General features: G+C 52.3%; 11 protein-coding genes and 1 pseudogene. 4 read left to right on the top strand and 8 right to left on the bottom strand.

Going from position 1 to position 12,017, the window contains the following annotated elements; translation table 11 throughout:
- Positions 1 to 2 precede the first annotated feature (2 nt).
- The 6 genes and pseudogenes from ACTF5Z_RS00385 to ACTF5Z_RS00360 form a co-directional block, all read right to left on the bottom strand.
- A complete protein-coding gene (locus ACTF5Z_RS00385) occupies positions 3 to 821 on the bottom strand; it encodes a TatD family hydrolase (RefSeq protein ID WP_438984051.1) in 819 nt (272 codons plus the stop codon).
- Positions 822 to 988: 167 nt separating this feature from the next.
- Positions 989 to 1,183: pseudogene (locus tag ACTF5Z_RS00380) on the bottom strand (cold-shock protein); the annotation flags it as partial.
- A gap of 245 nt (positions 1,184 to 1,428) precedes the next feature.
- Positions 1,429 to 1,641, bottom strand: a complete 213-nt coding sequence (locus ACTF5Z_RS00375; protein WP_423849970.1) for a cold-shock protein — start codon at positions 1,639 to 1,641, stop codon at positions 1,429 to 1,431.
- Positions 1,642 to 1,697: 56 nt separating this feature from the next.
- Complete coding sequence (locus ACTF5Z_RS00370) at positions 1,698 to 4,460, bottom strand: valine--tRNA ligase (protein ID WP_438984050.1); 2,763 nt, start codon at positions 4,458 to 4,460, stop codon at positions 1,698 to 1,700.
- A gap of 32 nt (positions 4,461 to 4,492) precedes the next feature.
- Complete coding sequence (locus ACTF5Z_RS00365; protein WP_438984049.1) at positions 4,493 to 4,930, bottom strand: DNA polymerase III subunit chi; 438 nt, start codon at positions 4,928 to 4,930, stop codon at positions 4,493 to 4,495.
- Between the two features lie 4 nt (positions 4,931 to 4,934).
- A complete protein-coding gene (locus ACTF5Z_RS00360; RefSeq protein WP_438984048.1) occupies positions 4,935 to 6,410 on the bottom strand; it encodes a leucyl aminopeptidase in 1,476 nt (491 codons plus the stop codon).
- Between the two features lie 85 nt (positions 6,411 to 6,495).
- On the opposite strand from ACTF5Z_RS00360, the gene lptF reads away from it, so the two are divergent.
- Complete coding sequence (gene lptF / locus ACTF5Z_RS00355; protein ID WP_438984047.1) at positions 6,496 to 7,614, top strand: LPS export ABC transporter permease LptF; 1,119 nt, start codon at positions 6,496 to 6,498, stop codon at positions 7,612 to 7,614.
- Complete coding sequence (gene lptG, locus ACTF5Z_RS00350) at positions 7,601 to 8,662, top strand: LPS export ABC transporter permease LptG (RefSeq protein ID WP_438984046.1); 1,062 nt, start codon at positions 7,601 to 7,603, stop codon at positions 8,660 to 8,662. Before lptF ends, lptG begins: the two co-directional genes overlap by 14 nt.
- A gap of 1 nt (position 8,663) precedes the next feature.
- On the opposite strand, the gene ACTF5Z_RS00345 is transcribed toward lptG, so the two are convergent.
- Positions 8,664 to 9,113, bottom strand: a complete 450-nt coding sequence (locus ACTF5Z_RS00345) for an RDD family protein (protein ID WP_438984045.1) — start codon at positions 9,111 to 9,113, stop codon at positions 8,664 to 8,666.
- Between the two features lie 87 nt (positions 9,114 to 9,200).
- Here ACTF5Z_RS00345 and ACTF5Z_RS00340 point away from each other — a divergent pair, with 87 nt between their 5' ends.
- Positions 9,201 to 9,881 (top strand): response regulator transcription factor, encoded by a 681-nt coding sequence (locus tag ACTF5Z_RS00340; RefSeq protein WP_438984044.1) that lies wholly within the window; start codon positions 9,201 to 9,203, stop codon positions 9,879 to 9,881.
- A complete protein-coding gene (locus ACTF5Z_RS00335; RefSeq protein ID WP_438984043.1) occupies positions 9,874 to 11,295 on the top strand; it encodes a sensor histidine kinase in 1,422 nt (473 codons plus the stop codon). Before ACTF5Z_RS00340 ends, ACTF5Z_RS00335 begins: the two co-directional genes overlap by 8 nt.
- Here the strand turns inward: ACTF5Z_RS00335 and ACTF5Z_RS00330 are convergent.
- Entirely contained in the window at positions 11,258 to 11,887 is a 630-nt protein-coding gene (locus tag ACTF5Z_RS00330) for a hypothetical protein (RefSeq protein ID WP_438984042.1), read from the bottom strand. The two genes, ACTF5Z_RS00335 and ACTF5Z_RS00330, sit on opposite strands and share 38 nt — an antisense overlap.
- Positions 11,888 to 12,017: the final 130 nt, after the last annotated feature.

Raw genomic sequence — 12,017 nt, 5'->3', positions numbered from 1 at the left:
GGCTATTGATTCCAAAACAAACGTAAGCTGTTAGCTCGCACTGTTTGCAAGCAGGTCTCGACAGGTAGATCTTTAATCTGCGCGATCTGTGTCGCAATCAGTCCGAGCAAATGGGGTGCGTTGGGCTTTCCGCGATAGGGCACCGGTGTCAAATAGGGGGAATCTGTCTCAAGCACGATGCGTTCGATCGGCGTGAGTTCGACAATGGCACGGACGTTATGCGCATTTTTGAAGGTGGTGATGCCATTGAAACCCAAATAAAAACCCAGCTCAAGGGCCGCTTCGGCCAGCGCTTGCCCCGATGTGAAGCTGTGTATTACACCTTTCTGCGAGAGGTTCGGTGCGCGCTCTCGGAGTATCGCTAGCATATCCTCATCCGCGTCACGCGAGTGTATGACGACAGGTAAACCCCGCGATGTAGCGATGTCGAGTTGGCGCTCGAAGGCGGTGATTTGCGCTTGTCGATCACTGTGGTCGTAGTAGTAATCAAGTCCAATTTCACCGATGGCGACGACCTTACTGTGCTGGCATTGCTCCTCGATTTTGCTGTGTACGCTGTCGCTGTATGCATTCGACTCGTGTGGATGAACACCTTGAGTGGCCCACACTTGATCGCGACTGTTTGCAATTTCAAGAACAGTATCAAGATTCTCTGGCGACACGGCTATCGTAATGACTCGATCTATGCCGACTGAGCAGGCCAGATCGAGCGCACGATCTAAATCATGATCGTTGAGGTAATCGAGATGACAATGCGTTTCGATGAGCGCCGTTGTAAACGACGGCAGTAGCGTCACAATGTCGGGGTCAAAAATTTTCATTGGTCAGCCCGGATGCACATAGGAATTCACGGCGCGCATTGTCCCTGTTACGGAACCGAAAGCCAAGGGCTAAACGCTCTCTGTGAGTGATTTGTTCACGCCGAGCGAGGTGATTTTAAGCAGTGCTATGGCGCGAGCGGCCGGGTCGGCCGAGAGATAGGTCCGTCCTACAGGATTTCCACGTCGCTCGCTTGCGGGCCGCGATCTCCACTGGTAATGACGAAACTAACCGGAAGGCCGTCTTTTAGGCTTCGACGACCGCCGTTTCGCAGCGCACGAAAGTGCACGAAGATCTCGTCGCCGCTGTCGCAAACAATAAAACCAAAGCCTTTGGTGGCATTGAACCACTTAACCGTGCCTGTCTCCCGAGGACCTTCGTTCCCGCTCGGGACGCTTGTCTTAGGCGATGAAGAAGCGGAGCGCAGCATGAAGCTCGCTACGGTCAAAGCAATGGCTGACGCTAGCGCCGAAATAGACCAGGGCGCGTAGGGGAGTGTCCCCAGCGCTTGGCTGGCAAGCCCCGCAACTAAGGTGCCCGCAACCAAAGAAGTCGCGGCGCTTATGAGGTTCATATTGAATCCTTAATGCTTATATAGATGTTGTCGAGCTATTTAGCCATTACGTCTTCGGCTTGTAGCCCTTTTGGGCCTGTCGTCAGCGTGAACTCGACGGCTTGCCCCTCATTGAGAGTGCGAAAGCCCTCTCCTTGAATGGATCGGAAATGGACAAACACGTCATCGCTTTCGTTTTCACGCTCAATAAAGCCGTAGCCTTTAGCGTTGTTGAACCACTTAACTTTTCCACTGACACGATCAGACATAGGTTACCTTCGGTGCTTTTATTGTTATTAGGCCGAAACTTAGCGTTTTCTGAGTCTTATTTCAAGGCCTTAACGCTTTCGAGTTGCTCTAGCATCTTGCCAAGTTCAGTTTGATAGGCACTGAGCTTGTCTTTTTCTTTGGCAACCACTTCCGCAGGCGCTTTGTCTGCGAAATTTGGATTTGTGAGTTTGCCGTCGATTCGAGCGATCTCTTTGGTTAACTGTTCAATTCGTTTGCTAATGCGCGCGACTTCTTGTTCGACATCGATGAGTCCCGCCAGTGGTATGCAAAGCTCGATATCGCCGGCGATCAGTGATGCACTTGCTGGAATGTCAGACTTTGACTCGGCCCACGAAATGCTGTCCAATTTGGCGAGTTTGATCAGCAAACTTTCGTTAGCTCGAGCCGCCTGAACGGCGCTGGGTTGCTCGCTGAACAGCACTGCGGGGAGTGCTTGCCCTGGGCTCAAATTCATGTCGCTTCGTAGGGTTCGAGTGGCGCCGATAAGCGCCTGGACACACTCAATAGACTCGTTGACAGCGGGCGTCGCGGCGTCAAAGTCAGCGATTTGCGGATACGAAGCGAGCATGATTGAAGCTTTGTGTTCTCCGAGCAAGGGCGCCGCGCGTTGCCAGATTTCTTCGGTAATGAACGGCATAAAGGGGTGGAGCATGCGCAGTGCTGCCTCTAACACCGAGACTAGCGTGTGATGGGTACCCCGTTTGCGCTCGTCCGATGCATTGTCGTCCCACAATACAGGTTTGCTGAATTCGAGGAACCAATCGCAGTAATCATTCCAGAAAAACTCGTACAAGCTTTGAGAGGCGTGATCAAAGCGGTAGTGTGCCATAGAGTTCTCAACCTGTTTTAAGGTTTGATGCAAACGCCCTTGGATCCAACGCTCCGCATCACCGAGTTCCCTGGCGCCGTTTAGATCGACGTTCTCGCATTGTGTCATGACATAGCGCGAAGCATTCCAAATTTTGTTGCAAAAATTTCGATAGCCCTCGATGCGGCCCAGATCGAAACGGATATCTCGTCCGGTGGACGCTAGCGAGTAAAAGGTATAGCGCAGCGCGTCGGTACCGTAAGAGGGGATGCCGTCTGGGAAATGTTTGCGCGTCGCTTTTTCAATGGCCTTTGCTTTTTGCGGCTGCATCATGCCCGCTGTGCGCTTCGACACAAGCGATTCCAGATCGATGCCATCGATGAGATCGATAGGGTCCAGCACATTCCCCTTAGATTTCGACATTTTTTGCCCTTCGGCATCGCGGACCAGGCCGTGTACGTAGACGGTTTTGAAGGGTACCTCACGTTTAAAATGCAGTGTCATCATGATCATGCGGGCGACCCAGAAGAAAATGATATCAAAGCCCGTTACCAGCACAGATGTCGGGTGATAGCGCTGCAGTTCGGGAGTTTCTGATGGCCATCCAAGCGTTGAAAATGTCCACAAGGCGGAGCTAAACCACGTATCCAATACATCGTCGTCTTGACGCAAAACGACAGAGTCACCGAGTTGATGTTGGGCTCGTACAGCCGCTTCGGTGTCGCCAACATAGACCTTACCGGCTTGGTCGTACCACGCAGGAATGCGGTGCCCCCACCAGAGTTGGCGACTGATGCACCAATCTTGAATGTCACGCATCCATGCAAAATAGGTGTTTTCCCATTGCTTTGGTACGAACTCAATGTCGCCGTTTTCTACGGCCGCTATTGCGGGGATCGCGAGTTTTTTGGCATCGACATACCACTGATCCGTCAGATAGGGCTCGATGACAACGCCCGAGCGATCGCCGCGCGGTACTTTTAGGGTGTGTGGTTCTATTTTTTCTACCAGGCCCAGAGCCTCAAGATCGGCAACGACGCGCGCTCTGGCGTCAAAGCGATCAAGTCCCTGGTAGCAATCGGGTGCCGAGTTGTTTATGGCCGCGTTATCGGTAAAGACATTGATGATGGGAAGGTTGTGGCGTTTACCTACTTCATAGTCGTTGAAGTCATGCGCTGGCGTAATTTTTACGCAACCCGTTCCAAACTCTTGATCAACGTAGTCGTCAGCAATAATTGGAATGCTGCGGTCGCACAAGGGTAAGTCGATTGTTTGACCCACGAGGTGACGATAGCGCTCATCGTTGGGGTTCACGGCTACGGCTGTATCGCCAAGCATGGTCTCTGGTCGTGTCGTTGCAACCACCAAGAAGTCGTTGGTGCCGCTAATTGGATAGCGAAAATGCCACAAAGAGCCTTGCTCTTCCTCGTTCAATACCTCGAGATCTGAGACCGCGGTATGCAGCTTTGGATCCCAGTTAACAAGGCGTTGCCCGCGGTATATAAGACCCTCGTTGTATAAATCGATAAAGACCTTTTGAACGGCATCCGAAAGCCCGGGATCCATAGTAAATCGCTCTCGAGACCAATCGAGCGAGGCTCCGAGACGTCGCAGCTGTGACGTGATTGTTCCGCCTGACTGCGCTTTCCACTCCCACACTTTGTCGACAAATGCATCGCGGCCTATGTCATGACGTTTGATACCTTGCGCCTCGAGCTGTCGTTCTACGACCATCTGGGTAGCGATACCGGCATGATCGGTTCCCGGTTGCCATAATGTGTCGCAGCCCTGCATTCGGTGGTAACGAATCAAAGCGTCCATGATGGTATCTTGAAACCCGTGTCCCATATGCAGACTACCCGTCACGTTTGGCGGCGGAATCATGATGCTGTAAGGGGTGCCCTCACCACTTGGCGCAAAGTACCCTTGGCTCTCCCATTCTTGGTACCATTTGTGTTCAATAGCGTCGGGTTGAAACGTTTTTTCCATTTGCTTTGGGGCCTTAGCGTAAAAAGGGCGAATTATACGTGATTTGGAAGCGCTACGTCGTGTTTTTCTAGCGTAAAGCCACGGTGTTTGTACCAGCGCCAGGCATCCCGCATAGCCTCTAAATGGTGCGCTTGTTGCGTTACAATTTCGACGATACGTTGGAAGCGAGAGGCAAAGTTGTCTGTGGTCATAGACAGATTAATCAGGCAGTCATGGTGCTCCGGTGTCGGGTTGGAATGCCCAATGACGATCGCGGAAGTGGCCCTTTCATGACAGAGGCTGACCGGCAAGAACGCATCGTGACGAAACGACCAAAAAACATCGTACAGTTCTTGCGCGTGAGATTCATCGCGAGCCAAGACAAAAATACGATGCCCGCGATTCAGTGCTTTCTCAGCCAGCACCGCGGCGACGCGATGACTGGCTAAGGCATCGTCCGATTGGACAACATAAAATCCTACACGCGTCATTGGTTTACGACTGACTGCTCAGGTATTTTGTGAGAAGAGCAACAGGACGTCCCGTTGCACCTTTGGGCGCTGAATTCCAAGCGCTGCCAGCGATGTCTAAGTGCGCCCATGAATAAGTTTTGGTAAATCGTGACAAAAAGCACGCCGCGGTGACACTACCCGCCGCAGGACCCCCGATGTTGCCCATGTCGGCAAATGGGCTGTCGAGCTGTGACTGGTATTCGTCCCACAAAGGCATGCGCCACGCTCTATCGCCCGTTTGCTCGCCAGCCGCGAGCAGTGCGGTGGCAAGTTCGTCGTCATTGGCGTAGAGGCCGGTTGCGTGATGTCCTAGTGCCACCACACAGGCGCCGGTTAGCGTCGCGATATCGACGACGGAGGAGGGGCTAAACCGTTCGGCGTAGGTCAGTGCATCGCACAATACAAGTCTACCCTCGGCGTCGGTGTTTAAGATTTCTATCGTTAGTCCTGCCATGCTGGTGACTACATCCCCTGGTTTCGTCGCGCTGCCGCTGGGCATGTTCTCTGCGGCGGCGACGATGCCCACGACGTTGACCTTAGCCTCGAGCATCGCCAGCGCTTGCAGGGTGCCGAAAACACTCGCTGCACCACCCATATCGAACTTCATTTCATCCATCTTCGCGCCCGGTTTAAGTGAAATGCCACCGGTATCGAAGGTAATGCCTTTTCCCACTAAGCAGTGCTGTGTATCGCTTGTGCTGTCGCCTTGGTAGCGCATGATGATCAGTTTGGCTTCCTGATCAGAACCGGCAGAAACGGACAGCAGAGAATTCATGCCCAATTCGCGCATTTCAGCTTCACCTAGCGACTGGGCCGAAATAGATGCAAAGGTGTTTGCCAGCTCTGTGGCTTGGTCGGCCAAGTACGTTGGCGTACAAATGTTGCCCGGCAGGTTTGCAAGCTCGCGCGCGTAGTTAATACCCTGACCAATGGCCTGCCCCGACACCAGAGCCGCTTTTGCAGAGGATGCCTCGTTCTTGTTGGCCACAAGCAGCGTCACTTTCTTGATGGTGCTATTTGCTTTGGGCTTGCTCAGCGTGCGCGTGTAGCTGTAATTTGCCGTTGTGATTTCTTGGCCTACAATTTGGGCGATGTCACACTCGGGATCAACATCGGCTGCGCTGAAATCGATGACCATATCCTTAGCTTGCGTTTTCGATGCGTTACCCCACAGGGAGGCGATGGCTTGTCGAGCTTTTGGTGCCGGCACCGGGCCCTCGCCCAATCCCAGAAGCAGTAATCTTGGCAACGCATCGTTAGGCGACAACGACACAATTTGTTTGGCATCGCCGTTGAAGTCTTTGTTTTTGATCACCCTCGTCAGAGCCCCGTCAAGCGCGCTGTCGAGGTTCGATAAGGCTGCGGGAAGCGATTTCGCTTTACTCATGGCGACTACTAAGCAGGTTGTCTTTTGAGTCTCGGGTGCCCCGGATTTGGCGGTAAATACGATATCCGACATAAAAATTCCTCTGAAGTCGTTTAGGCCATAGTGTACTATGGAGACGTTTTTTGTGAGCCACTAGTATAGGGGGCAAAGCGGCAAGGTGCTAATAGTTCGATATCTAACCCGCGATATTTTGGTGAATACAGGTGCCGTTTCTCTGGTCGTTTTCCTGGTCGTATTCAGTAGCCAATTTGTGCGTCGCTTAGCGGATGTGGCCGAGGGCGATTTGGCCGCCGGTTTTTTGGCATCGATCATGTTTTTTTCCATCCCCAGTTATTTGGAGCTGATCTTACCGCTCGGTTTTTTTGTGGGCTTGATGTTAGCCCTTGGTCGTCTCTACACCGACAGTGAAATGGTCGTTCTGAGCGCTAGTGGTATCGGACCTTGGCATCTGTTGCGGTGGGTCTTAGTGTCGGGCGCGGCGGTGGGTATACTCAGTGCGGGGCTGTCTTTAGGCTTGACCCCATGGACGAAAACCAAGGTCTTAAACTTAGTCACCGAGGCATCGAATGAGAAAGGCCTGGCGGCTTTTGTTCCCGGTCGGTTCCAGCGCCGCAGCGGTGGGTTCGATACGTTTTACGCCGAGTCTATTGAGTCTGATCAGCAAGGTCTTAAGGGTTTGTTCGTCGCAGAACAGGGATTGTCGAGTGCTGGAGAACCCCTCGTTACTATCACCTACGCCGAGCGTGGTCGCGTGGTCAGTTCGCAAGAGCACGGCGGACGTTACTTAGAGCTGTTAAATGGACGACGTTATCAAGGACAACCTGGCCAACTCGAATATCGAGTAACGGAATTCGAAGTGTTAGGCGAGCGCTTACCCGATGCCGATTCTACGGGCAGTGCTTTCGGCGACGACTTGTATGATGCGCTCCCCACACAGATGCTGTTTCTCGAGAAGAATTCAGCGAGCACGGCAACTTTGCACTGGCGACTGTCACTGGTTTTGATGCCGTTTAATTTGGCGCTTCTTGCGTTGGGGCTTGCGCGCACCGATCGACGACGAGGGCGCTACACCATGCTGTTGCCCGCAATTGTGCTGTATCTCGTTTATCTGGTGGGCTTGGCGAGCCTGCGCGGCGCCGCCGCTGAGGGCGCGTCTGTGGGCAGTCTTTGGGGTTTGCATGCGGTGATCGCTGGGATCGGCTGTGTTGTGCTACTTTGGCCCCAATGGCGCCTGAGGTTCGCGGGAGCACAAAGAGGCATTCATGCGACTGCTTGATCGCTATGTGGGCATGCAGGTGATTTACGCCACCTGTCTCGTTCTACTCGTGTTGGTTGGCCTAGATGCTTTGTCTGCTTTAGTCGACGAGCTGCAGGATTTAAAGGCGAATTATACTTTCTCGAAAGCTTTACTTTATGTGGGAGCATCTGTGCCTGCGCGTATCGTAGAGCTTGCGCCAATTGGCATCTTGATCGGCGTGCTTGTTGCTCTGGGGCAGTTGGCTTCAACCAGTGAGCTTGTGGTTATTCGAGGCGCGGGTTTGTCGTCTTGGCATTTGCTCAGAATATTAATGAAGCCCATTTTAGTGTTTGCTGGCCTGATGCTAATCATGGGCGAATTTGTGGTGCCAAAAAGCGAGCAGTTTGGCGAGGCGGAGCGAGCATTGGCTTTGAGCAACAAGGGCTCGATAACGGGGCGCTACGGCATGTGGAATCGTGAGGGTCGCCACTTTATTCACTTCAACGCGGTGCAAGCCGGCGGTGTGATCTACGGCGTAACGTTATTTACGTTCGACGATAATTGGCGGCTGCATGAGTCGATGAGCGCGAATCGTGCCACATTTCAAAGTGCGGGCTGGCTGCTGGAAAATGTGCAGCGGACCCAAGTAAATTCATGGGGCTCGCAAACCAGCGAGCATACCACCTTACTGTGGGAAACAGATTTAACGCCCGACTTGCTGGCCATGGAGTCGCTAAGCCCAGAGCGATTGAGTATTAATGGTTTGTTTCAGTACAGCCAGTACCTGAAGCAGCAGGGGCTCGAATCGGCGGATTATGAAGTCGCGGCTTGGCGTAAGCTCACTCAGCCGATTGCAATTTTTGTATTGGTCCTCGTCGCCATGGGGTTTATTTTTGGTCCTCTAAGGGATGGTACACTCGGGCTCAGAGTATTCATTGGCACCTTAGTGGGATTGGTTTTTAAGATCAGTCAAGATGTTGTGGCTTCAGTGACGATCGTTTACGGCATCTCTCCCGCCTTGGCGGTCACTTTGCCATTGTTGGTGGGCCTCTTGTTGGCAGCTTGGTTGTTATATCGAGCGCCCTGATTTAGTGAGCTTTTGCGACCGAGGTGAGCCGAGTGCCGGACAGCCGATCATGCAGGTAACAACTATCAGGGTCGACAAAACGCCAAACTAGGCCTAGCCCGAGCGCACCATAAGACAGTGTGGCCGCGATTAAACGCAGTAAAATTTGGGCGTTCGAGACCGGCAATCCCGAGGAATTCACGAGTTTCACTCGCCAGGCTTGCATACCCAGTGTCTGTCCGCCACGCCGCCAAAAAATAAAATAAAAAATAGCCACGCTAAGCACCGCAGTTAATTGCACCACACCAGGGGGTAGTGCCACGACTTCTGTGGTCTTATCAACCGGAATTATCTGTACGTAAAGCCCCATAACAAGGGCTGTTGAAGCCATGATGATGGGGATGACGAGAAAGGTGTCATACACCAAAGCTAAGAGGTGGCGATGAAATGGCGGCGCGATAGGGGCAGACATAAATGGAAGTTTCCTAGTATCATGAAACGAATCGGAGCTAGTATACGATAGTCGTGCGGTAGGCGCAGTGGTTGGGTGGTAGATGTCATGAGAGTGTTACTAATAGAAGATGATTCGTCAGTGGCTGATTTCGTCGCCAGTGAGCTTGCATTGAAGGGGCATAATTGCGAGTGCGCATCGACTGGTACAGAGGGGCTTTTGGCCGCCAATTCTGCGCGTTGGGATGCTCTGATCGTTGATCGAATGCTGCCAAAGCTAGACGGTTTGAGCGTGATTAAGAGCTTGCGAGATAAAGGCGATTTGACGCCTGTGCTTATTTTGAGCGCTCTTGGAGAAGTAGATGATCGCGTCAAAGGTTTACAAATAGGGGCCGATGATTACCTCGTAAAGCCGTTCTCGTCGGAAGAACTCATGGCAAGATTAGAAGCCATACACAGGCGTTTGGCTCCACTGGGTGCCGATTTTCGAACAACGCTTGAAGCCGATGACCTGCGGCTTGATTTGATTACCCAAGAGGTTCGACGAGCGGGGCGCGTGATTGCTTTGCAGCCGCGCGAATATCGCTTACTCGAATATCTGATGCGCAATGCAGGCAAAATCGTCACTCGCAGCATGCTCCTAGAAAACGTTTGGGGGTACCATTTTGACCCGCAAACGAATGTGATTGACGTTCACATTTCCCGCTTGCGCCAGAAAATTGATCGCGACTTCGATTATCCCTTGGTGCACACCGTTAGGGGCGCAGGGTATCGCTTCGGTGATGAATAGCGGCACCGCAAAAGCTTGGGTTCAAACATTAGGCTTACAGCTGCTATCGGGTTTTGCTGCCGCTTTGGCCTTGGGTGGGGCACTGCTCTTTGTCATTTTCGCACTGGTCTCGTATACGAATTTGTATTCGACCTTGCATTCGGATGTTCAAGGGCGTGTTCAGTTTTTGTCAGAGGTTTACCACACGCAGGGGATGGAGCGTCTTACGGAAATAGTCGGCCGGCAAGGTTTCAGTGATGACAGCGCTGATGTGCTGTATTTTCTGCAAATGAAGTCCGCCGAGACCAGTGCTCTCGCTCCCAACTTTGCCTATCGAGATGACACTCTTGGTCTCGTTCAGTTTTTACTGCAAGGGCTCTACTGGAATAACGAGACAGAACGCAAAATGTTCGCAGAGACTGAATCCCTGAACCCAGAGCTCAGGTTGACGGTAGGTCGTTTTTATCAGGACGAGTTTGATGCCATTAACTATCTCGTTGGCAAGGTTGCGATGGTGATTGCCGTGTTTTGGTTATTCGCGATGTTAACAACGACAGTTGCGACACATCGAGCGCTGATGGGAACACATCGAATTGGTACAGAGCTTCGAGCGATTATGCAGAAAAATTTGGAGGGGCGTTTACCGCGAGAGGCTGTCACGCCGTATCTGAAGGACTTAGTCGACGTTGGAAATGAAATGCTGGATCACGTTGCCATGTCGCTGCAAGGGGTCCGCTCTGTATCTGACAATATTGCGCATGATTTGCGCACCCCGCTGACACGCCTGAGGAATAAGCTGACTCAACTGAAGCCTAGGGTGCCGAAAGAATATGAATCGACGATCGACGAGTTATTGTCGGACTGTGATGACCTGTTAGCCTCTTTTAACGCACTGCTGAGGATATCGATGCTCGAGGCGGGCAGTCAGATACGTACTGACGCTAAGCAAGTCAGTCTGCGCGTGGTGCTACAGGACGTGGTTGAAATGTACGAGCCGGTAGCACACGATACGGGAGTCTTGATTGATTTTCAGGCCGAATACGTCGAGCAAATCAACGGGGAGACCGACCTCCTAGGACAAATGTTCGCCAATATCATTGATAACGCTATAAAGTTTACCCCGTCAGGTGGGGTAATACGGATTCGTCTTGAGCGTTTCGGGGCAGAGCAAGTACGGGTGATTATCGCCGATAGTGGCGTGGGTATTCCAGAGGCTGAGCGCAAGCAGGTCTTTAGGCGCTTTTATCGCGGGGAACCGAGTCGTAGCGAGCATAAAGGGCACGGCTTGGGCTTGTCTTTGGTGCAGGCGATTGCCTTTTACCACCGTGCCAGTATCGAGCTAAAAGATAATAACCCGGGGTTGCGGGTACAGGTTTACTTTCCTTTGACGCTTGATGTTACTCGGTCATTGGCGCCAGATCGAGCTCAAGCATAGGCTCGACGGTAGGCAGTGAGGGACGCGCAAACTCTGATAAATCGTGTCCTTCCTCGGCTAGCTGATAGGCGCTAAGATTGAAGCGTTTAGCAGGTAAAATGACCCGTCCCATGGGCTCGGAGTTGTTGCTAATACGCAGGTGGTTGGTATTGGGTACTTCACCGGTTTGAGGTTCTGGTGGCGCGTTGTAGACGCCGGGTTCGAGGGCATTGAGATGCTCAGTATTCACCCGAATAGCAGCTACTTTCGGTCGCTCTTCTGGGCGCAGAATGAGGCTCCCTGGGGGACTTAAATCGAATACCCCGGAGTTTGTGGGCCGCTGAAACGTACGGGGGTCGCTGCTTGTTCGCGATGATTGCGCAATGGCTCTTTTGCGAACTAAAGGTTTGGCGCCAGCTTTACGCAGCGCGCTGGCATAGCGTTTGGCGCCCGCCTCGTTGAGACCCCCTTTAACCTTTTGCTCTTTACCTGAGAACAGTAAATCCAGAATGGCGTTGTTGGCTTTGAACAGCTCTTGGAGATTCTCGCGCACCTCTTGCTGTTCAAAACCTGGCAGGCACTGCCCGTCAAAATAAACGTCGAATTCTGTCATTGTGTGCCTTGATACCACGTGACTGGATTGAATAACGGAAAGACTAGAGAACTTGTGGCGGCGTTTCAACTGAATTGTGACAGATTGTGTTCTCCTAGACTTTGCTGTATCGGGTATACTTTGGGTTTTT

The sequence above is a fragment of the Aequoribacter sp. genome (assembly GCF_965659035.1).
GTDB lineage: Bacteria > Pseudomonadota > Gammaproteobacteria > Pseudomonadales > Halieaceae > Aequoribacter.
The sequence above is the reverse complement of the archived record's forward strand: the minus strand, read 5'-3'. Positions and strand labels throughout refer to the sequence as shown.

Coding starts and splice junctions, on each gene's coding strand:
- ACTF5Z_RS00335 (WP_438984043.1), top strand. CDS start 9,874: ATGAATAGCGGCACCGCAAAAGCTTGGGTTCAAACATTAGGCTTACAG.
- ACTF5Z_RS00345 (WP_438984045.1), bottom strand. CDS start 9,113: ATGTCTGCCCCTATCGCGCCGCCATTTCATCGCCACCTCTTAGCTTTG.
- ACTF5Z_RS00365 (WP_438984049.1), bottom strand. CDS start 4,930: ATGACGCGTGTAGGATTTTATGTTGTCCAATCGGACGATGCCTTAGCC.
- ACTF5Z_RS00375 (WP_423849970.1), bottom strand. CDS start 1,641: ATGTCTGATCGTGTCAGTGGAAAAGTTAAGTGGTTCAACAACGCTAAA.
- ACTF5Z_RS00385 (WP_438984051.1), bottom strand. CDS start 821: ATGAAAATTTTTGACCCCGACATTGTGACGCTACTGCCGTCGTTTACA.
- ACTF5Z_RS00340 (WP_438984044.1), top strand. CDS start 9,201: ATGAGAGTGTTACTAATAGAAGATGATTCGTCAGTGGCTGATTTCGTC.
- ACTF5Z_RS00330 (WP_438984042.1), bottom strand. CDS start 11,887: ATGACAGAATTCGACGTTTATTTTGACGGGCAGTGCCTGCCAGGTTTT.
- ACTF5Z_RS00370 (WP_438984050.1), bottom strand. CDS start 4,460: ATGGAAAAAACGTTTCAACCCGACGCTATTGAACACAAATGGTACCAA.
- lptG (WP_438984046.1), top strand. CDS start 7,601: ATGCGACTGCTTGATCGCTATGTGGGCATGCAGGTGATTTACGCCACC.
- ACTF5Z_RS00360 (WP_438984048.1), bottom strand. CDS start 6,410: ATGTCGGATATCGTATTTACCGCCAAATCCGGGGCACCCGAGACTCAA.